This window comes from Lysinibacillus sp. FSL K6-0057 (assembly GCF_038630885.1).
GTDB classification, from domain to species: domain Bacteria; phylum Bacillota; class Bacilli; order Bacillales_A; family Planococcaceae; genus Lysinibacillus; species Lysinibacillus fusiformis_F.
Genome location: NZ_CP152047.1, coordinates 1,728,813 through 1,749,210, shown reverse-complemented (window position 1 = coordinate 1,749,210; position 20,398 = coordinate 1,728,813). Strand labels below are relative to the sequence as shown.

At 36.1% G+C, this 20,398-nt stretch carries 18 protein-coding genes, 1 other RNA gene and 1 pseudogene; 3 read left to right on the top strand and 17 right to left on the bottom strand.

Translation table 11 applies throughout. The features are described from left to right. Nucleotides 1-77: 77 nt before the first annotated feature. The 9 genes and pseudogenes from MHB40_RS08255 to MHB40_RS08215 form a co-directional block, all read right to left on the bottom strand. On the bottom strand, nt 78-1,214 hold the full coding sequence (locus MHB40_RS08255; protein ID WP_342443113.1) for a class I SAM-dependent RNA methyltransferase: 1,137 nt from the start codon (nt 1,212-1,214) through the stop codon (nt 78-80). A 3-nt stretch (nt 1,215-1,217) separates the two neighbouring features. Beyond that, nucleotides 1,218-2,963: a GGDEF domain-containing phosphodiesterase gene (locus tag MHB40_RS08250; RefSeq protein WP_205442504.1), complete on the bottom strand. Its 1,746-nt coding sequence runs from the start codon at nt 2,961-2,963 to the stop codon at nt 1,218-1,220. Between the two features lie 475 nt (nt 2,964-3,438). After that, an RNA gene (rnpB, locus tag MHB40_RS08245) (RNase P RNA component class B) lies at nt 3,439-3,819 on the bottom strand. A gap of 60 nt (nt 3,820-3,879) precedes the next feature. Beyond that, entirely contained in the window at nt 3,880-4,176 is a 297-nt protein-coding gene (gene gpsB / locus MHB40_RS08240) for a cell division regulator GpsB (protein ID WP_205442503.1), read from the bottom strand. A gap of 121 nt (nt 4,177-4,297) precedes the next feature. Further along, nucleotides 4,298-5,548, bottom strand: coding sequence for a ribonuclease H-like domain-containing protein (locus MHB40_RS08235; protein WP_342534284.1), 1,251 nt, complete (start codon nt 5,546-5,548; stop codon nt 4,298-4,300). A 190-nt stretch (nt 5,549-5,738) separates the two neighbouring features. Then, nucleotides 5,739-6,797 carry a serine hydrolase domain-containing protein gene (locus MHB40_RS08230; protein WP_342534283.1) on the bottom strand — a complete coding sequence of 353 codons (1,059 nt, stop codon included), beginning with the start codon at nt 6,795-6,797 and terminating at the stop codon, nt 5,739-5,741. Between the two features lie 29 nt (nt 6,798-6,826). Then, a complete protein-coding gene (locus tag MHB40_RS08225) occupies nt 6,827-7,792 on the bottom strand; it encodes an ABC transporter substrate-binding protein (RefSeq protein ID WP_342534282.1) in 966 nt (321 codons plus the stop codon). Between the two features lie 98 nt (nt 7,793-7,890). Next, the gene (locus tag MHB40_RS08220; protein ID WP_342534281.1) at nt 7,891-9,477 is read right to left on the bottom strand and encodes a helix-turn-helix domain-containing protein; all 1,587 of its coding nucleotides are present in this window, start codon (nt 9,475-9,477) and stop codon (nt 7,891-7,893) included. A 121-nt stretch (nt 9,478-9,598) separates the two neighbouring features. Beyond that, nucleotides 9,599-10,054, bottom strand: a pseudogene (locus tag MHB40_RS08215) (DUF1998 domain-containing protein); the annotation flags it as partial. A gap of 261 nt (nt 10,055-10,315) precedes the next feature. On the opposite strand from MHB40_RS08215, the gene MHB40_RS08210 reads away from it, so the two are divergent. The 3 genes from MHB40_RS08210 to MHB40_RS08200 all read left to right on the top strand — a co-directional run bounded on the left by MHB40_RS08210 (nt 10,316) and on the right by MHB40_RS08200 (nt 13,445). After that, nucleotides 10,316-11,008: a hypothetical protein gene (locus tag MHB40_RS08210; protein WP_342443108.1), complete on the top strand. Its 693-nt coding sequence runs from the start codon at nt 10,316-10,318 to the stop codon at nt 11,006-11,008. Nucleotides 11,009-11,363: 355 nt separating this feature from the next. Continuing rightward, nucleotides 11,364-11,966, top strand: coding sequence for a hypothetical protein (locus tag MHB40_RS08205; protein ID WP_342443107.1), 603 nt, complete (start codon nt 11,364-11,366; stop codon nt 11,964-11,966). Nucleotides 11,967-12,221: 255 nt separating this feature from the next. Further along, entirely contained in the window at nt 12,222-13,445 is a 1,224-nt protein-coding gene (locus tag MHB40_RS08200; protein WP_342440652.1) for an IS110 family transposase, read from the top strand. A 343-nt stretch (nt 13,446-13,788) separates the two neighbouring features. Here the strand turns inward: MHB40_RS08200 and MHB40_RS08195 are convergent, their stop codons facing one another. The 8 genes from MHB40_RS08195 to MHB40_RS08160 all read right to left on the bottom strand — a co-directional run bounded on the left by MHB40_RS08195 (nt 13,789) and on the right by MHB40_RS08160 (nt 20,374). Further along, entirely contained in the window at nt 13,789-14,154 is a 366-nt protein-coding gene (locus MHB40_RS08195) for a hypothetical protein (RefSeq protein ID WP_342443106.1), read from the bottom strand. Between the two features lie 210 nt (nt 14,155-14,364). Beyond that, nucleotides 14,365-15,090 (bottom strand): N-acetylmuramoyl-L-alanine amidase, encoded by a 726-nt coding sequence (locus tag MHB40_RS08190; protein ID WP_342443105.1) that lies wholly within the window; start codon nt 15,088-15,090, stop codon nt 14,365-14,367. Beyond that, on the bottom strand, nt 15,087-15,350 hold the full coding sequence (locus MHB40_RS08185) for a phage holin family protein (protein ID WP_342443104.1): 264 nt from the start codon (nt 15,348-15,350) through the stop codon (nt 15,087-15,089). Before MHB40_RS08185 ends, MHB40_RS08190 begins: the two co-directional genes overlap by 4 nt. Nucleotides 15,351-15,362: 12 nt before the next feature. Further along, nucleotides 15,363-15,608 (bottom strand): hemolysin XhlA family protein, encoded by a 246-nt coding sequence (locus tag MHB40_RS08180; protein ID WP_342443103.1) that lies wholly within the window; start codon nt 15,606-15,608, stop codon nt 15,363-15,365. 143 nt (nt 15,609-15,751) lie between these two features. Next, complete coding sequence (locus tag MHB40_RS08175) at nt 15,752-16,738, bottom strand: hypothetical protein (RefSeq protein ID WP_342443102.1); 987 nt, start codon at nt 16,736-16,738, stop codon at nt 15,752-15,754. Next, nucleotides 16,738-16,944, bottom strand: coding sequence for a hypothetical protein (locus MHB40_RS08170; protein ID WP_342443101.1), 207 nt, complete (start codon nt 16,942-16,944; stop codon nt 16,738-16,740). Before MHB40_RS08170 ends, MHB40_RS08175 begins: the two co-directional genes overlap by 1 nt. A 111-nt stretch (nt 16,945-17,055) precedes the next feature. Further along, nucleotides 17,056-19,497: a hypothetical protein gene (locus MHB40_RS08165; RefSeq protein ID WP_342443100.1), complete on the bottom strand. Its 2,442-nt coding sequence runs from the start codon at nt 19,495-19,497 to the stop codon at nt 17,056-17,058. Then, nucleotides 19,490-20,374 (bottom strand): hypothetical protein, encoded by an 885-nt coding sequence (locus MHB40_RS08160; RefSeq protein WP_342534280.1) that lies wholly within the window; start codon nt 20,372-20,374, stop codon nt 19,490-19,492. Before MHB40_RS08160 ends, MHB40_RS08165 begins: the two co-directional genes overlap by 8 nt. Between the last annotated feature and the right edge of the window lie 24 nt (nt 20,375-20,398).

Sequence of the window (20,398 nt, the reverse complement as noted above, 5' to 3'; positions counted from 1 at the left end):
CCCCCTCTAACGATCTGGTGCTATTATACGCGACGAAACGGAAGATAAGAAAAAATCTTATCTTCCGTTACTATTCGTTAATCTCTTTTAGACTTTTGACCCCAGAACTGATAATAATTTGTTTCAATAAAACCATTAAATAATTTACGTTTTTTCGTCGCTTGGCGTCCATATAATTCTTCAAAATTTTTCATGGAGGATAGCATATATACAGACCAAGTTGGATAGTTTTTCATAACCTTTCCGACGTCGCGGATCACCTGTTCCACGACTTCAACATCACCAATACGTTCTCCGTACGGTGGATTCCCAATCATGACACCATCCATTAACTGTGTTGTAAAATCACGTGCTTGCATTTGCTTAAACGTAATTAACTCTCCAAAGCCTGCTTCCACTGCGTTTTCTTGCGCAATGCTGATCATGCGGTGATCGATATCGGAACCGATAATTTCTAACGGCTGATCATAGTTCGCTAAACTTTCCGCCTCATCACGAACCGTATCCCAGATTGCAGCTTTCATCCATGGCCATTCCTCAGAAATGAATTCACGGTTATAGCCTGGTGCTATGTTTTGTCCAAACATCGCCGCTTCCAATGCAATGGTACCAGAGCCACAGAATGGGTCAACAAATGGACGATTTGGATTCCATTTTGAAATTTGTACAAGTGCAGCTGCTAATGTTTCTTTTAAGGGTGCCTCACCTTGTACCTGACGATAGCCACGTTTATGTAAGCCAGCACCAGATGTATCAATCGTTAGTGTCGCCACATCTTTTAAAATTGAAACCTCTATTTTGTAAGTTGCTCCAGATTCATCTAAAAAGCCAAGTCGCTTGTAATGCTGTTTCATTCGCTCAACGATTGCTTTTTTAGTAATAGCTTGGCAATCTGGTACACTAAATAATTTCGATTTTACGGACTTTCCTGAAACAGGAAAAGCAGCATCCACTGGTAGGTATTTTTCCCAAGGGAGTGCCTTAACACTTTCAAATAATTGTTCAAATGATTTTGCAGGGAATTGTCCAACGACAATCTTTACACGATCCGCTACACGTAGCCATAAATTGGTACGTGCAATAGCCGTTTCATCGCCTTCAAAATATACTTTGCCATTGTCAACGGTTGTTTCATAGCCAAGTGCTTTTACTTCTTGTGCCACAATAGCTTCTAAGCCCATTGCTGACGTAGCTACTAATTGATAGTTTGCCATAGATTATTTCCTTCCTTGATGCTCAATTTCCCAATACTCCATAAACTCCATCAGTTCGTTTAACGGGAGTGGTTTGCTGTAATAATAGCCTTGGATAATATCACAGTTCATTTTACGTAGTATATCCACTTGTTGTGCTTGTTCTACACCTTCAGCAACAACTTTCATTTTTAGGCGATGGGACATTTGAATAATCGCATCTACAACTGCCTGTTTTTCATCGAGTGATCCAATATGCTGAATAAAGCTTCGATCAATTTTTAAACAATCTAATGGGAAGCGAACTAAATAACTTAAGGACGAATAGCCTGTCCCAAAATCATCGATTGAGATTTTAAAGCCTAATTGTTTCAAACGAACCAATTTACTGACAGTTTCGTTGGCACTGTTCATCACCGTTCGCTCCGTCACTTCTATTTCAAAATTGTTGGCTGGCATATTATAGCGCTCTAATATGGTTTGGATTGACTCCAAAAAATTCTGCTGTTTAAAGTGAATGCTCGAAATATTAATGGCGACAGGTGTTTTCCAACCATGTTGTTGCATTTGGATCACTGCCTCACATGCTTTTTCGATAATGAGCTCACTTAATGGAATGATTAGACCTGTATCCTCCGCATAAGTGATAAACTCCGCAGGCGACACAAAGCCTAGCCTCTCGCTATTCCAGCGGACTAGAGCTTCTAAACCTTGAATTTGCTCATTTTCCATAGAAACCTTTGGCTGAAAATACAGCTCAAATTCACGGTTTTCTATTGCTCTTCTTAACTCAGAATCTAGCAATAGTACTCGTTGTGCGTCTGTTTGCAGTTCATCAAAATAAAAGGAATAGCCGTTCAATTCATTCTTTTTTGAATAAGTCATTGCTCTATCTGCACAATTGATTAGTTCTTCTGTGTTTTTACTATCAACTGGAAAAACGCTAATACCAATACTTGTAGAAATAAAAACTTCCTGATCATTAATCATCATCGGTTGTTCGATACTACTAATAATTTGTTCAGCGAATTTTGCAGCTTCTTTGACATTTTTCACATTGGTTAATGTAATGACGAATTCATCTCCGCCATATCTTGCAATAATGTCTTTATTTTTCAGTAATTTTTTTAGACGATTTGCTACTTCTATTAAAATTGAATCTCCAACAGCATGGCCTAATGTATCATTAATTTGCTTAAATCGATCCAAATCTAAGAAATAGATCGCATGCTGCACTGAATGAGAAATAGCAGAAGTCGATTCTAAGAGATTATCCATTCTTTCAATATAGGCAAAACGATTGGATACATCTGTTAATGAATCCGTGAGCAAACGCTTTTCTAATTCATTTTCTACTATTTTTCTTTCAGACAAATCTGTGAAAATACCACAGTAATTTGTAACCTCACCCTCATCGTTGGTTACACAAACAATTGTTAACCATTCAGGATATACGTCTCCAGTTTTACGACGATTCCATATCTCACCTTGCCAAATGCCTTCTTGTCGTATCTGCTCCCACATCTCTAAATAGAACGGCAATTCATGTACACCAGATTGTAAAACGGCTGGCGTTTTGCCAACCACATCATCACATGTATAGCCTGTCACAAATTCAAAGGCAGGATTAACCATTACTATTTTTTTGTATTCATCAGTAATCATGATACCTTCAGATACATTTTCGAAGATTTTAAGTATTAAGGTAGTCGGATATTTAGCTATTAATTTCAGTTTATCCGTACTTTCCCAATTGTTTACTCCGTTCATGTTTCCGCTCCATCCTATCTCTCTATACTCCCCCTCAGAAGGGCATTTACGTCAGGCCAATCGTTATGTAATCTATTACGCTCGGCGTAATTGTCGCTGACGCTTCGCTTTCGCGCAGATAAACAATGCGTCCAGATTTTTTGAACTTGCTCAAAAAGCGTCTCACGTAAATCTGTGACAATCGCCAGAGGCATTCTCTTGATGAACAGGGTACAATCATCTCTCCAGTTCTAATGATGGTCGCCTTTTGTACCAGGCATTTTGCTTACAGTACAAAACAATCAAGATCAATACATCACATTAATGCGATAACCGTTTTCAGATGTTGTGACTTAGAAGCGGTAGCGATACTTCTCAAACGTATAGCGCATACCAAGACTTGATTAACAAGGTTACTTTTTCCTCATGAACTCAAAATAAAAGCTCTCCACCGAATTGGAGAGCGCTTGTTATTTCGTAGATAAGCATCAAAAAATTCCATAAGCCATGTTTTGTTCCTGAGTACTCAAACAGCTTGCGCCTCGTACGATCAGGTGGTAATCATCTATCTACAGAGCAAACTCTGTCCCTCTATCCGTTTAATTCCTTCTAGAGAGTGCCCCTACCATAATTTGGGTTTCTCACTCGTGGGGTTTACCTCGTTCCACCTTGCAAGTTTCCAAGCAAGCTTCGTCACTGTGGCACTTTCAGGAAGTGTCAACCATATCCAAAGGACTTAGGTTTTCCTTCCGCCGTCAGCCTTATCAGCTGCCTTACCTTATTTTTTCAGTAAGCACGAACACTACGACCATCTCAGAACCGTGTGAGCATGGACTTTCCTCTACGACGTCTAGCGCCGCAGCGATTACCAGAATTTCATGATGATACGAAAGATTATACTAGAGTTTTATGTTAAATACAATATAATTGACTAAAATTATTCGTATAACTTGCTACCAAATACATGTTTCTCTAAATTAGAAAGACGTTTTAAAATATCAAAATTCGTTGTACCAGCTGCTGCTGAAGCAACCGGCTGTCTCTTAGGTGTACTTTCAATTTCTTCTTTTAATTGTCTATTTTCTTCACGTAGTTGGGCCACCATTTTTTCAAACGTTTCATAGTCTTGAATAATTTCATCAAGAAAAGAATCTACTTCTTCTACATTGTAGCCTTTAAAGTTCTTTTTAAATTCCTTTTCAAGGATCATTTTTGACGTTAATTTAATGTCCATTCACATCGCCCTTCCTCACACTACATACACGAATACATTATAGCATACTTCATCACATTATATCGTCTGTAAACACTAATTGTAAGGCTAAACTTGTCGTTTCACGCGCTTTCCCAGGAAATTATTTCTTATTTCCTAGTCTGTGCAATCTCTTTTCCCAAGAAATTTCCCATTTTTGTTTTTGTTCTACTCTCCATTGCTCATGATTTTGAATGAGACGTATGCCTTCTTGCGTATAATAAAGGGCCTGCTCATAATCTTTCATTTGGTGCTCATAAAGTATGGCTAGCTGCTCAAGGGCATGTAACTTTGTTCTTGCTTCAACAAAATGGAGAGACGCCACAAATGAGTCAATGGCCTCACTATAACGTTTACTCTTTTTGTGCTGTAGTGCTAAATAGTATTGAGCATGGCCCGCTTCTAGTGCATCAAATTTCGCTGTCACCTTTTCTAAAACTCTCACGCTTTGAGTGCTTTGTTTTAAATCACCATACCATTTCCCAATATTCGTAAAAGTTTTTGCTGATTCTTCCTGGTCCTGTTCAAACAATAAATGCGTAGAATGACTATAAAGTGTGATGAGTGACAGTAAATCCCACTCATTATGATGCAAAACCTTCATAAGAGCATCTGGTATGCCACTTTTCACGGCATCTAAATAAATAATAGGCGCGAGATGACCTGGAATATCCCCTATACGAGAAAAACCAAGCTTTTCTTCCTCGACAGATTTTAATTTTAAGCGCTCCATATCATTTTTCCATAAACGCTTGGAACTATGCAACAAATCGATCTGTCGCTGAGATCGTAATTTAGGTAACGTTTTTTGATGTAGGGTCCATCGTGTTTCAAGCTGTGGCCAATCAAAGCTTTTCCCATTATAGGTAATTACAGTAGCTGACTTTTGCCAAAGTTTTGATTCAAACAAGAAAGCTGCCTCATGTGCAGGATCAGCCATAATATATTGTGTTAGGATGAAGGATTCCTCAGCTACCTCTAAAAATCCAAGCAAAAAAATATGGGTCCCGACACCCTTTAAGCCTGTCGTTTCCGTGTCAAAAAATAATACAGACTCTTCCATATCGAGTGCATAAGGGTGGTCAAACTCAGCGCCTTGCCATTTTTTCAGGGCTTCAAAGAATGATTGCAGTTGATAATGTCCATGCTGATAACTAAACGGATAGCTTACTTGACGCTTAAATACGATGCCAAAATCATTTTCAACAACCGTTAGTCCCGCCTGTTTCCATTGCTCTGTATAGCTAGGACAAGTAGGTTTTTGGAATGCTGGTGCTTCAACCTTTTGTTTAGCAGTCATTGTTTTTTTTCCAAGCATTTTTTTCATTTGTAATATTTTATTTTCGTAAGACATGAATTTCACTCATTTTCTGCTTATAGTATAAGACCTCTCTCTTGCAAGAGTAACATGATTGTTAACCCCATTCAAAGTCATTACGTCTAGTTTTTTCACGCCAAGGAGCAGAAGCTAACCATGCTATCCGCAAAATCGAGATAAAAAACTCAATGGGAAAAATCCCACTGAGTTTCTACCTGTATCACTTTCAATTAAATACATATTCTTCAATTTGCTGTAACCAATCTGACGCGCTTTCCTGCTGGTTATCTTCTGTATAGCATTCTACATTATTGAGGATAATAATGGTAAAATCAGTCTCTACATATCGGCATAACATCGTAGAGTAACCTGGCCAACCACCACTATGAAATACTTTTTTTCCTGTTCTTGGTGATTGATCAATGAACCAACCAAAGCCACATGGTGTTTTTTGGCCATCCTTTGTTACAGTTGCAGACATAGCCAATTCTAGTGATGAAGCACTAAGCAAATGACCATTTTTAAGCGCTCTATCAAACGAAAGTAAGTCCATTATCGTTGAATGAATCATTCCATCCCCTTGGATTCCGTCTAAATAGTTCACAAATTCATAACCTGGAAGTTCGTCAGGCATGGAAAACAACGCACGTTTCACATCACGGATATAGCCAAAAGCAAAATCCTCAACATATTCAGGCTGATATCTGCGATTCATGACCCTTGTTCGTTGCATGGCTGACGGTTTAAATATATGGTGTAACATGAACGTGGCATAGGACATACCTGATACTTCTTCAATGACCATCGCTAGGCAAACATAGCCTGTATTACTATATTGATATTTTTCACCAGGGTCAAAATTGAGCTGTGGTCTATGTTCGGTGAGTAACCGAAGTACATCTGTATTTGTTGCAATACAACGATGATCCCAGTGACTTTCGAATAACTCCATATAATCTGGCAATCCCGATGTATGTGTTAGTGCATGTCGTAAAGTAATGGTTGCATAGGGAAATGAGGGAATCCATTTCTGGATAGTGTCATCATAATTAAGTTTCCCTTGCTCCTCAAGAATCATAATGCCAATGGCTGTCATTGGTTTCGTAACGGAAGCTAATTCAAATAAGGAATCTTCGGAAAGCTTCTTGCCATTATGGTAGTTTGCTAAACCAAATGTACCTATATAAAGAGGTATACCTTCCTTTGCTACTAAAATATTGCCTGAGAAAAGCCCTTGTTCAAATTTTTGCATAAATAATTGATCAAGTTTCTCTGATAATTTCACACAATCGCTCCTTATCACCTTTACGTATTTTAGTTACTTAATGCCTGCATGGTTGCTTCTAAAATACGGACTCGCCCATTTAATGTCCCTCCACCCATTACCAATGGATCTACGGCATTAATAAAAACTTGATTGCTTTTGACTGCCTTTAATCCTTTCCAAACTTGGTTTTGTTGAAGCTCCTCGAGTATACTTTCATCCATATCATTTTCATATAGGTCATACTGAATGAAAATATAATCTGGATTGGCTTGATATAGTCCCTCCAAAGAAATAACCGTTTGCTGATCCACCTTGTTAATAGTTTCTGGCACAGGGAGATTCAATTCACCGTATAGTACATCATTGAGAAATACGTCTTTAGGGTAAATCATCATTTCGCCACCTCGAATACGTATTGCTACTACATCCTTGTCTTGAAATGAGTGGAGATATTGGATAGCGTTTTGCTTATCCTGATGGTATTTATCAATAAGTGTTTTTGCTTTTTCAGCCTTTCCAGTGACCTCAGCAAGCATTTCAAGATTCGCCTGCCAATCTGGGCCATAATGAGAAGTTGGAATCACTGGTGCGATTTTCTCTAACTGTTCTAAAACTTTTGGATCTTCCATATCTGTACTGATAATTAAATCTGGTGCAAGTTGCAAAACGTACTCCAAACTGTCTCCGCTAGTTGTTAGTAAAGGAATTGTATTCGCTGTAACGTCACCAAAAAAACTTGGGAATGGCTCCTCATCACTACCAATTGCACTTGCTGCATAGGGTTCTATGCCCAAAATCACAGCATCCTCAATGGACTCAAAGGCATTTAAAAAGAGAATTTTCTCTGGTTTCACTGGAATCTTGTAGTGATTATTTAAATAAGTAATTGTTGTTTGTTCTTCACTATCCTTATTTTGTGTACCAGCTGATGTTGGTTCTTCCCTATCTTTCGTACATGCAGATAAAATGAAAATAAATAATATAATGCTTAAAATGACTATAGTTCTTTTCATCAAGAACGCCTCCTTTTACGCTTATCTCAAATGAGAATGAAAACTATTATCAATAATAAACAGGCGTTCTTTTGGCGTCCATGTAGAAAAGGCGGATTTTATAATGAACTATCTGCGGTTAACAATTGCATAACTTCTTTTACGATGAGTAAATGTGGCAACGGAGCATAATCACGCCACGGAAAATGAGTAAGTGTATAAACAGTATCATTTCGCACGGATTTCAATTCAAGCCACAGCTCATCTGATTGAAGCTCGTTCCATTTCATCATTGATTCCTCGTCTTCATAAACAAGTACCATGATGAAATCGGGGTTCATTTCAGCTAATTCCCGAACCGTGATAGGATCTTGCGTGTTAGCAATCATCACATTTAGTCCTAGATCCTCCAGCAAAACTTCTTGAATACTTCTATCCTGATACAGATAGCATTCATTCCCCCTCACTAACAAAAATAACATACTGCGCTCATGGGAAATGTACGCTAAGCTAGCAACGGCATCTTGTACTGTTTGTTCGTATTCTATCAACCATTTCCTTGCTTCCATTTCTGCATCTAGGATTTTTGCAATCTCGAGCAACTGTTCACGCCATGAGAGACTACTCCACGCAAGTCGATAAACATGGCCCCCCTTTTGTAATACTGTCAACTGCTCATCCGTCACATTATCTAAGCAAAATATATAATCATATTGCGGATTTTCTTGCAGAAGTACCGCAATATTTTCATTTAAAACGGCTGGTGTTCTGCCAACAGCTAGCTGAACAGGTACATGATTTCCAAAAGTCTTATAGTAATAATATCGCCATGTTGGATGGAGCGGTGCTGCAATCGGGATATAATGGAGTGGTGCAAGCAAGCCAAAAAAGGAGCTATCTAAAACAGCGATGTTTTTTCTACGACTTTTCATAAATAAAGATGGAGACATACCCATTTGTTGTTTGAATCGGCGACTGAAGTAAAACTCGTCTTTATACCCTACCTCACTCGCAATTTCTCGAAGGGTTTTACCTCCTTTTATTAAAAGCCATTTAGACGCTTCTATTCTTACATTCATTAGATACTGGATGGCACTAATACCAAACTGTTTACGAAATAGCTCCATATAATACTTTGCACTTATATTCATCATTTGGGCTAAATCTTTCACTTGAATAGCTTCTCGAAAATGATACTCCATATGTTGCTTTGTTTTTTCTAACATATGTTGCAAATCTCTATTAGGGGTCTTGCGATGCTGAATGATGGTATGTAACAGCAGGTAAAAATGGGCTTGACTTAATAAAATATCCTCTTCGATGGGACTCTCTGCCAACGAGAGGAGACTGTTACAAAGACGGATGATTTCGTCTGTTTGTTCAAGATTTATCGCTTCTCCTCTATCATTCTTCGTCTCCCATCGCTTTGCACTTTGAGAGAGGGCATTAAAGGTAACAAGGTAAACTGTAGTTAGCTTCTCTAAATCCACCTTTAAGAGGCGAGCACTTTCAGCAGAGCAGAGGTAGACACCATTTTTGGGCAGTCTGTATTGGTGATCTCCAAGCGTTAAATGAGCAGTCCCCTTTGTGGTAAACAGTAAGCAATGGCTCTCAAGGCTTTGTTGATAATGCCGTTTTGCCTTGCTTGATAAAACTTTAATATCAAGAAAATGAAAAAGAAACTGCGTCATATGATCGAATAGCAAATCGACCTCCTCCTTCCCACAAACCTAGTAGATAACCCTCGTTTCAGTAACTAATAATACTATTTATAAAACATAAAAGGGCTTGAGGAACGAACTTGCTTATTCCCTAAGCCCTCTTTATCTAATTTAACATCCGAAGAAGATCTACCACTCTTTTCTTCCCTTGCTCTAAACTATCTTGCGCCCCAATACAAGACGGACAACCTGACTCACAAGGGCAGCTCGATACATGTTGTAGCGTTTTGGTTAACAGTTCCTCCCATAGTGCAAATACTCTCTCACTTAAACCAATCCCACCTGGATACTTATCATAAACAAAGAACGTTGGTAACTCATTGTGTGATGCCTTTACTTGCGGCACAACTGCTACATCACTACTATCACACTGGATAAAAATCGGGATAAAAGCGTTCATCGCATAAGCAGCTCCTACCATAGCATCCGTTAATTCCGCCTCTGACCATTGAGACACTCTATTGAAGGATAGCCACGAAGCACTTGTATGCATTTCATCTGGTGGTAAATGGATAGGTCCTGAGCCAATATTGTCATGAGTGCCGAAGCGGATTTTAATAAATGTGTAATTAAACATAAGTTGATATATACAAGTCTCCAATATTAAAAACATTTCATATTATTACTAAATATACAGAAAAGCTATGGGTCACGTTTAAGTACAACCCTAGCTTTTTTGTATACCTCGTTATTTTGCAGTATGTGCATTATAGCTAATGATTAAAGAAAAAGCATATCATTTCACAAATTTATCTCATTTTTTATTATATACAAAGCATACAAAATTCCCTAAAATGGTAATAATTGAAGGGAGATGATTATTTTGGTTAATCTATTTACTATTCTTGCACTAATTTGTTTAGGCGGTTTTGTTCTATGGGGCATCAAGTTTTTATTAGCAATTGCAAAAAAACAAGACGATAAAATGTATTTAAAAAAGACACTCTACTCTTTGACTGTAGCTATTATTGCAATTGCAGGTGTTGGCATCACAGCACCCGATAGTGTTAATGAAAGTAAAAAAAATAAAAATACTACATTACCAGTGGCTAGTGTAAATGAATCAGAAAAGGAATACTACTTAACTCAAACAAAACCATATATTGATGGTTTATTAAAAAAGTTTGATGGTACTTGGTCCGAATTTTGGAAAAGTACAGCGAACAAATATTCCAATTCACAAATAGCAACAAAGCAAGCTATTGACCAATACACGTTATTAAAAGCAGCTTATCAATCTGTGCGAGAAAAAGACATGTCTCCCCCTGTTGATGGACTTTCTAAAGAACATCAACAAAACATAGTTGATTTTATAGCTAATGTAGAAAAGGCTATTTTAAAACGTGAGAAAGCTACGGATCATGCTATTTCTGCTTTGCAAAAGGGCAATATAAGTAATATGGATAAAGCCTTAGAATTAATAAAAGAAAGCGATACATATATCTATGAAGCTTCTATCGCATTAGTTACTCTTGAAAATGTGTTAGATATAGATTCTAAAGAAAATTCAAATTAAGCCACTAATCTGTACTACATTCCAATTGTAAGATTTTTTGAGGTGCAGTTCAAAGGAGTGGTCTTTTTACTAATTATTAGGCTCTCGTTTGCCATCCCTATAACGCAAAATCAATACTTCATCTTATAAAATGTAATATTTTAATATTTTATATTTAAGGATATTATAAAAGCTAACAAATGGTTTAAAAAGAAATACAATTATATTTTTAGGTAATATATTTTCAATTAAATATACCTAAATTAAAAAGACTTAACCATATATTTATTATGAGTTATTAATAATTCCGCATATTTACATGAATATATTTACATTAAAGGTAAATATATTAATATTTAAATAAAGGAGGAATTTTATGAAAAAATTTATAACATCAATTGCAGCTTCAACTCTTTTATTCACTTCTGTTTTACCTACAGCATTCGCTGCTGAAGAATCTAATGACACATTGGTTTCATTAGAATTTCAATCTGATTATTATTATTCATTCCAAGGCATTAACTTTACTGGGAATGTCGAATTGGACGAAGCTCAACTTCAAGATTTATATTCAAGTGTTCAAGAAAACTCTAATACTGATTTGATTAAACCTTTTGCTCATGATATTGGTTCAAACTCAACAACAGTTGTAGCGCCAGTATATAAAACATTTTCTAATAAAATAGAAAAATATCTTATAGATAGTTTTGTAGCATATATAGTTACTAAAATCCCTACAAAATATGCTAGTAACTTTATGTTTAACTTCTATTTCAATAAAATTACAGGTTGGGCTAGCGGAAAAGTTGTACCTACATATGTTGGATCATGGGTTACAAGAAGTTGGAGCGAGTATGACCAAACTTACATTTATTATCTTACAGCGGTACATTATACAGATAGTACATTTAAAACTGTAAAGGATGTTGGATATTTAGAGGTATTAAGAGATCCTGACCCAAATAGAGCTACTTGGTAGTTAAATTTATAAAACATACTAACATTAGTAGTACAAACCAAGGCCATGGTTTGTGCTACTATTTTTTATTGTAGAAGTGAAGAAAAGTCGACCAGCCTCTGGGACCATTTGTGAGTCCGTATATAAAACCGGCTAACTTCATACCCTTAGAGGAATCAGTTTAGTATGTTGGGTCCTAAGAGATCGTGTATAAGAAAGTGGAATCGATAAGGTACTGTGAAGGCTTCTATGATTGGTCAAAAGGAGAAGAATGAGATGAAACATGTCATTGCGTTAGATGTCAGTAAAGGAAAAAGTACTGTTGCGATTTATGATGGTCACCGCCAATGTGAATTCGAAGGTGTGCTACTTCATACACGCGGTGATTTTGAGCGATTACACGAACGAATAGTAGAGATGTCAAAACAAGATGGACAAGCACCAGCTATCGTATTTGAAGCAACAGGTACCTATTCAAAACCTATCGAAGCATTTTTCAAAGATTACGGCTACGCATACTGCCGCATGAATCCACTTGAAGCGAATTTACAGATGGCAACGATGCGTCGTCATAAAACCGATATTAGTGATGCCCATGAACTTGCGAAGACTCATTTTAAAATGGAACGCGAAATAACGTACATACAAGACGATTATTATGAACAGATGCGTGCACTGACTCGTTACTACGATGAAATTGATGAAGAAATCATTTTACTCAAAAGTAGAATGCATGCCATTTTACAGCTGAGTTTTCCAGAATTAGAAAAGCTGATTACACCGAGTTCAGCACTATTTTTAAATATTGTACAACTCTATCCACACCCCGCACTTTTACAAGCCCATTCAAAAACGATGATTAAAAATCGTTTAAAGGCCAATACGCGAAAAAACCTCTCGCTAATGCGTGCGGAGGCTAAAGCTATTACATTATTAGAAGCAGCTGAAAATAGTTACCCCGCGATTAAACCAACAGATATTCGTTGTGATCAAGCACGAGATTACGCAGCTCGCATTGCGGATTTACAAGAGAAGAAAGATACGCTTGTGAAACAGATGGTGGAATTGTCGGAAGGACGAAAAGAATATCTAGTATTTCGATCGATTCCTGGAATTGGCGATTCAACGGCGTGCCGATTAATTGGAGAGATTGGTGACATCCACCGCTTTCAAAATGCGAAACAACTGAACGCTTACGCAGGCATTGATATTATGCGGTACCAGTCTGGGAATATGCAATATCGAGACAGAATTAATAAACGAGGAAACAAACATTTACGAAAGATTTTATATTTTATGGTGTGCGCCATGCTTATGGCTAAAGGAAAACCGAATCATTTTGTGGACTATTACTACAAATTAAAAAAGCAACCTCAGAGGAAGCCTCATAAGGTTGCGATCATCGCCTGCATCAATAAGTTTCTGAAAGTGACATTTCAGTTACTGACGCGTGGCATTCTTTACGATTATGAGTCCGCACTACCAGCTCAGAAATCGTAATCACCTACATAGAACTATATCATAATGACCTTTCGAAAAAAATAAAAATCGTCAGGTCTTTTTGGCGTATCTAAAAATGAGTGTGAAGTGGTGAGGGATATCCCTCACCACTTCACACTCATAAAAATATAAATTATTCATTAAATAAAGTTGACTAATCGTAAGAAGAGGCTGGGACAAAAAGAAAAAATGTTAGACCAAGATATAATTGGTCTAACATTTTTTTGATTTAGGAAGGCATATTTAACTTCTTAAAGTGAAAAAGCTAATATCCATTTTTATTGTTTTTCAATATAATCGAGTTCTGTCCCAGCCTCTTTTAAAATATTCTAGTTATTTGTTTCTAGCTATCTTTCAAAGTTTTTTTATTTCTTCTAAAAAGTTCAAGTAATGCAAACGCAAAGATAATCCACGTCCAAGGGCTTGTTATAGATATCCCCACTTGAGAGACTCCTCCTAAAAGTGTTAGGACTAAAAAAATCAATAGTATATATAATATAGAAACTACTCCAACAAAAAAATTAGTTTTATTATTCTTGTTTTTCCTACCAAAAAATACACCCAGTAAAAAAATAATTAGAATTAAAATTACAAGGATACCCTTAGGAATATTAATATAGTTAATTGAATTAGGGAAAAAATCATAAATCAGTAACATTGTTAATATTAAATGAATAAAAATTGTAAACACATAATCCGTTTTAGTCATTTCCATCCTCCTTTTCTCTTATTTACCATATATCATTATTATACAATAAATTCTTTACTTAATAAAATTTTAAATTATTTACCTCTTCTTTGTTGGATTGTAATTTACAACCCTATTAAACGGTCATTTGACATTGTTCAAATTGTAGATACTTTAAGTTAGAATTAGAAATTATAGTCTTTTTAATATCCATTGTAATTAGACCTTCACTTATTTACTTCGCTGTGCAATGATAATCTTCAATCCTTCAAAATCCCCGCCAGTTAATGTACCAGTATCAAATTTATCTAGGTGCAACTTATCAATAAGCTTTTTATCTACTGCTTGTTTTAAGTAGTCACGTACTGCCTTTTTCGTTGTTGGATTTGTAAATTTCATCTTACCATCATCCTCCTTAACCATATGTTGTGGTTTGTCCAAGCCATTCAGAATATCCAACTTGAATTGTTCCTCTGTAGTCCCCATGCTTGCTAAATAACCATAAGGATCTCTATGTGTTGTTCCTTTAAGATTGTCTGTAATCCATCGATGTGACTTGATACCATTACCACTGCCATCAAGTACAACAGGTATTCCAGCTTCTTTTGCAAGCTCTCTTAATAGCCAAATATAAGCAGCATAGTCCTTTTTAAATTGTTCTTTATCTGCTGTCCTCGCTAATTCAACTTGTGCATAGCTAAGTGGATTACCTTTTGGACCACAACCATACTGCAATCTGCCAACTGGCGCAATTTGCACGATACGTCCTCCTCCACCTACCCAGTGAGACGTAAAAGCATTAGCTTTATTTCGGTTCATGTATGCAATTTCATTTTCTAAAGCATTTGGACCTGTGTTATTACCATTACCTGATTCATGAGCAATGACATATTTTACTGCCGTTAAAGCCTTATTAGGTAGTCCTGACATTAAACGTTTTTCAATTGTGTATGTCATTTCGCACCATCCTTACTTGAATATTGTTTATATAATTGATTGGCAAAAACAGCAGCTCCACTCACAAGAATACCTTGTACGATTGCTTGTATCGTAATTCCCATAATTCCAATTGTAAAAGCAACTCCAAATATCAATAATATATACGGAATAAACCAATCTTGCATTTTTGGTGTGTTTTTTAGAACTTGTCCAATAACTAATAAAACAGGCACTACAATTAGAGCCTGTTCGATAATATAATCATATAAAAATTCCATTTAAAATTCCTCCTAGTTAATTTTGATGACTAGCGCTAATAACGCCAAAATAACAGTTCCGATAATAGTTGTAGAAGCCCACCAAACAATTTTATCAACTTTATCTAAACGATGGTGAGCGCTTTTTGTACTGGCTAGAGCTTCATCCGCTTTGTCCTCAGCACGATTAGCTGTATCACGAATATGATTAATACCGTCTAATTTTTCACCAATTGCCCCTAAACGTTCATATACATCTCTTACTAAATCATCACTCATAAAGCACCTACTTTCCATAAAATGAAGCCCTCCACAATTATCTATGGAAGGCTTGGATTTCTACTCTGCTAGCCACGATTTTTTGCGTCTTTTCCACATTATCCACTTCTTTTTAAATAATAAAAATTCTATTAAATAAATCCTTAATTAGTCGGATTAAGACGAAACCATCGCCCTCTAATCTTTAAATAAAATTCACAGGGTAAGCCTGAAACAGGAGGTTGAATAGCCTGTTCAAAGATTAACCAGGGTCTACCATTCTCCATTTTCCAAATTTCATCAAAGTCCCATCCTACAAAAGTAGATTGTTCTGCTAGTGCAGTAGTGGTTTTTGGTGTACCCCTATCTACATCACTCATCCCAGATTTCTCTAAATCATAATAAGAGGACAAAACTGTTGTTTCACTGACACTGCCTAATAATCCTCCTATATAGTTTTTTTCAATAGAATCACTTCTAATTTTTCCCTGTAAGAAAGAATTAGTAATCTGTATATTATGAGTTTTCCCTATTAATCCTCCTACCTTTCCAGACTCTGTTTCAGTCCCTGTTACATCAACTACTGCATAAGAATCAGAGATAAGTACGGGATCTACAATTACTGAGCCTGTGCCTATTAGCCCGCCAACACAGTCCTTTCCTTTAACTGTCCCCCTAGAGCTACATTGAGTAACGCTTCTTTGACAAAAACCAATTAATCCACCTACATTGTTAATTCCGTTTACTTCTCCAATTGCTGTACATCTTTCTACAAGTCCTTGCTGATGCCCCACAAGCCCTCCTACAAAATCTGTACCTGTTGCAGTTATATTAATAACATTAGTATTTTTTAAAATAGAAGTGTTTATTATAAATCCAAAGAGTCCACCAGGATGACCTTCTTTCGCAATTGAAATTACGTTAGAAATTTCGTATCCAGCTCCATCATAAACGCCACCGAATGGACCATTAGCATAATCGCCAATAGGATGCCAGTCCCCTTCGTAATTGAACTCAATGTCATTACATTGTTGGAAGTAAACATCTTCTTTTACTAAGTGATTCTTTATAGCCTCAAAATCAGCAAAATCTTCTACAAGGAAAGGATTAGATTTTGATCCATCTCCGCCACCAAATAATCCACCTGCCATCAGACATCAACCTCCGTATACTTAATCCACAAATCCCCATCCTTACCATCTAAATCACTAGGCGAATTTGTAGAGATGTGTAAATTTGATTTTTCTTGATTCCCTTGATTAATTAAGGGTACAAATTTTCTCTGCGCTTCATCCCACGCTTGCGGAATTGGACTGCCCAGTGCATCACGAATCATTTTGACTTTTGTAAAATCCACTATTTTTCCCTCCTCTATTTAATAAAAACACCCTATTCCTCAAATAAACTTGAGAAATAGGGCTATTTATTGTACCTTTTATTAACTTTTTTCTTAACTATGTTCAAGATCTTATTTCCTCCTAAAGTTGAATAAAGGCATACGTTTACAAAGTATGATTGCACGCTTTGTTAAAGATTCAAACTTTGGATAATTACCTGGATCGATCACCCAAACGTCTTCAAAATCGAAATTTGTAAATGTAGATTTATTTTTCATTTGAGCTGTTTTCTTGAGCATTGTAGGATCTTCACTTTGTATTAAATTATTTATGTCTGCATCAATAAATATGTCTATCATTGCTGGAGAAATACTCATGCTATTATTTCCCCAAAACACACCAATACCTCGCTCTGTATTTGCTGTTAATTCTGTAGCTGTTGCTATATATCCTTTACTGAATGTGATTTCTGTCGCATTCCCTTGTCCCCAAGTACCTGCGATACCTCCGAAGCCACTATTAACTGTTACATTTTCTATAATTGTATCTGCATACCAATTTTCCAAATGTGCCACTTCTTGATAATCGATTTGTCCAAACAGTCCACCAAAACCGAAATTGATTGGCGCTACATTTTTCAATTTTGTGTTTGCTCCGACTTTTTGTAGATTCGCATTACGGAAATTAGCTTGACCAAAAAGCCCTCCAATTAAAACGCCATCAGTATTGTTAAAATCAAATACTGTATATACTTCCACATCTGCTGCAATATCTAACAATTTATCATCTTCAATTCGAATTAATCCCGCTACACCACCAAATGTAGCACCGCCATTCAAATCAAATTCAACATTACGAGATTTTAGTGATTTAATCATAGTGTAATCTGACAGTTCTAAAGCTCCAAAGGCATCCGTTTGTGTTGATACCGTCCCTAAAAATGTTCCTAAATTATTGTACATAGGATTGGCAAATTTTAATGTACAATCCTTAACAATACAATTATGCAAACTCATTAATCTATTTTTTTCAGGTTGATATTCATCTATAATTCTTTGTTCCATTTTACCAACTATGAAACCAGAAGGATAATACAATTGTCCTTCTTCGTCTGTTATTGTGCTATTTTCTATCACAATATTTTCAATAGTGGCGTTTACTGTATTACCTAAAAGACCATATCCTTCGCCTCCATTTTCTACTGTTTTCTTAATGACGAGATTTTTCAATCTCTTGTTATTACCATTAAAATCACCCAAAAAAGGGACATCAAAAGGAATTTTATATTCAAAACCTTTAAAATCAATATCATTCATTACAATATAGTTTCCGAATTCATCTTTCATTTCTAAAAAATCTTGTGGGGTATACAAATAATACGTCCGTTGGTTTACAAAATCGTATGGTTGTGCAGAAATGACAATTTGGGTATCACTATTAACTGTTATGGTTCTATTAATCTTTTCAAAACCTAATTTCCCACTTATTTTTGTGTTTATTTCACAAGACGTTTCACACGGCAAGTAAATGATCGTTTTACCAAGAGAAGTCACTTCTTGATTATCGCAACTATATAAATATATATCATTTGCAATAACATCATGTTCCCAAAACCATCTATCCACAATACCTCCAATTGAGTTACGATAAATTAATTCTATATTCAATATTCGCGAAAATCGAGGATAGTCCAATCCTTCTTTAATCGACCAAAACCTCACATATTCATTGTCAAACATCCAATTGGTAAAGGTTGCTCGGTTTCTCATTTCTGTTAGTGATTTTGGTGTACCATATCCATTACTTTCAATAGAGTTATCATAATAGCAATCTACAACTGATAAATTACTCACTTCTACATCACTAGCTTTATTACCAATAATCCTGCCACTAACTACATAGCTCTTTTCTATTGTTTTTAAATTATTGGCTTCTAAATAGCCCACTAAATTAAAACTGTTACCAGTAGAGATACTGTAACAGTTCTTTATATTTGTTTTCCCTCGGATTCTTCCTACAATTCCACCGATTGAATCATTTGATACACTTCCAAGTAATTGACCTTCAAATGAACACTTTTCTACATTTATCGTATCTAATATGGCTGCGATGCCACCTAATGAATTTTTCCTATTAACTTTAATTTTTCCTGTTACATGACAGTTAATTATTCTTGAACTTGCATATATAAAAGACCTTTGTCCTGGCGTCAATCCAGCCCAATCATGATACGCACTTGTTCCAGAAGCTGTACATTCTAAATCTATATCTTCAAGTGTGATATTCTCTAATTTTCCCGATAAATAACCAAATAATGCAAAGTAATTTTCTGTTCCTACATGTCTAAATCCTGTTATCTTTTTATTGTTTCCTTTATAGATGCCTGTAAAATGTGTACCACTTGCATTTGCAATTGGTTGCCAATTTAGATAACTTGATAAATTAATATCTCGTGTTTGTAAAAAATAGTGGTCTCCTGATTTATTACTTATAGCAATTAAATCTTCAGCATCTTCTACTAAAAAAGGATTGTTTATAGTGCCATTCCCGCCACCGAATAAACCATTAGCCATCTACCTCACTCTCCTCGTCATCAAGACCCATTTGACACACTGCTTGTACACTGATGCTAACCTCTCCAGACAGTAGACCTTTTACATCCACTAGCACTCCTGTAACTCCTTCTTCATTTTCTACAAGTGACCATTCTCCTGTAACAAGCTCTGTTTGTTCAGTTTTACCAACACCTAATGCTACACTAATAACTTTTGTATAGGTTTCTGTAAAATCAAAACGAGCACCCCCTGAGGATGCTTTTACTGTTTCTGATTCTAGAAATAATTGAGGTCCAAGTTGATCGATAACTTCGCTATTTTGCTCTGTAAATTTAATCGCATACCAAGCTTGCCTATGTTTACTTGGGTCAAATACACTTGGTGGTTTCTCCATAATACTAATGACCATATGCATCACGCTTTTTCGAGGAAAAGTCCAGTCAGTAATACTTGTATATTCCCTATCAGTTGCTTTACCTTTACTATCATATGTCCGAATGCCAATATAATAGGATCTATATTCACGTAGCAAAGTTATTCGCAGGCCTTCATATTCATCAAGTTCCTTATAAAAAACTTCAGCTTGTATAGTATTTAATGCTGGTGAAGGTGATACTGCCACGCCATTTAGTTGTAAACAATTAAGTTGTCCTATACGAAACTCATATAACGGCTCAAATGGTACTTTTTCAAACTTTATACCATAGTTCACACTTATTTGACTTGTTACATCACTTATAGACACTAATAAATATTCAGCATCCTCACGTGGTAGCCTCCATGTTGAGAGCTGATCTTTTACAGTAGCGTAATCGTAAATAGTTGGCACTCCATCAGCATCCATAGTAATTATTAACACTTTGTAACGCTCAAACTCGCGACGTAATAACAACAAAGACTTATTGGTTCTATCTTTCCT

Excerpts from the sequence above, each read along its gene's own strand:
- MHB40_RS08195 (WP_342443106.1), bottom strand. The coding sequence starts at position 14,154 with ATGACTAAAACGGATTATGTGTTTACAATTTTTATTCATTTAATATTA.
- MHB40_RS08165 (WP_342443100.1), bottom strand. The coding sequence starts at position 19,497 with ATGGCTAATGGTTTATTCGGTGGCGGGAATGGCACTATAAACAATCCT.
- MHB40_RS08200 (WP_342440652.1), top strand. The coding sequence starts at position 12,222 with ATGAAACATGTCATTGCGTTAGATGTCAGTAAAGGAAAAAGTACTGTT.
- MHB40_RS08235 (WP_342534284.1), bottom strand. The coding sequence starts at position 5,548 with ATGTCTTACGAAAATAAAATATTACAAATGAAAAAAATGCTTGGAAAA.
- gpsB (WP_205442503.1), bottom strand. The coding sequence starts at position 4,176 with ATGGACATTAAATTAACGTCAAAAATGATCCTTGAAAAGGAATTTAAA.
- MHB40_RS08185 (WP_342443104.1), bottom strand. The coding sequence starts at position 15,350 with ATGGAATTTTTATATGATTATATTATCGAACAGGCTCTAATTGTAGTG.
- MHB40_RS08225 (WP_342534282.1), bottom strand. The coding sequence starts at position 7,792 with ATGAAAAGAACTATAGTCATTTTAAGCATTATATTATTTATTTTCATT.
- MHB40_RS08180 (WP_342443103.1), bottom strand. The coding sequence starts at position 15,608 with ATGAGTGATGATTTAGTAAGAGATGTATATGAACGTTTAGGGGCAATT.
- MHB40_RS08190 (WP_342443105.1), bottom strand. The coding sequence starts at position 15,090 with ATGACATACACAATTGAAAAACGTTTAATGTCAGGACTACCTAATAAG.
- MHB40_RS08255 (WP_342443113.1), bottom strand. The coding sequence starts at position 1,214 with ATGGCAAACTATCAATTAGTAGCTACGTCAGCAATGGGCTTAGAAGCT.
- MHB40_RS08250 (WP_205442504.1), bottom strand. The coding sequence starts at position 2,963 with ATGAACGGAGTAAACAATTGGGAAAGTACGGATAAACTGAAATTAATA.
- MHB40_RS08205 (WP_342443107.1), top strand. The coding sequence starts at position 11,364 with ATGAAAAAATTTATAACATCAATTGCAGCTTCAACTCTTTTATTCACT.
- MHB40_RS08175 (WP_342443102.1), bottom strand. The coding sequence starts at position 16,738 with ATGGCAGGTGGATTATTTGGTGGCGGAGATGGATCAAAATCTAATCCT.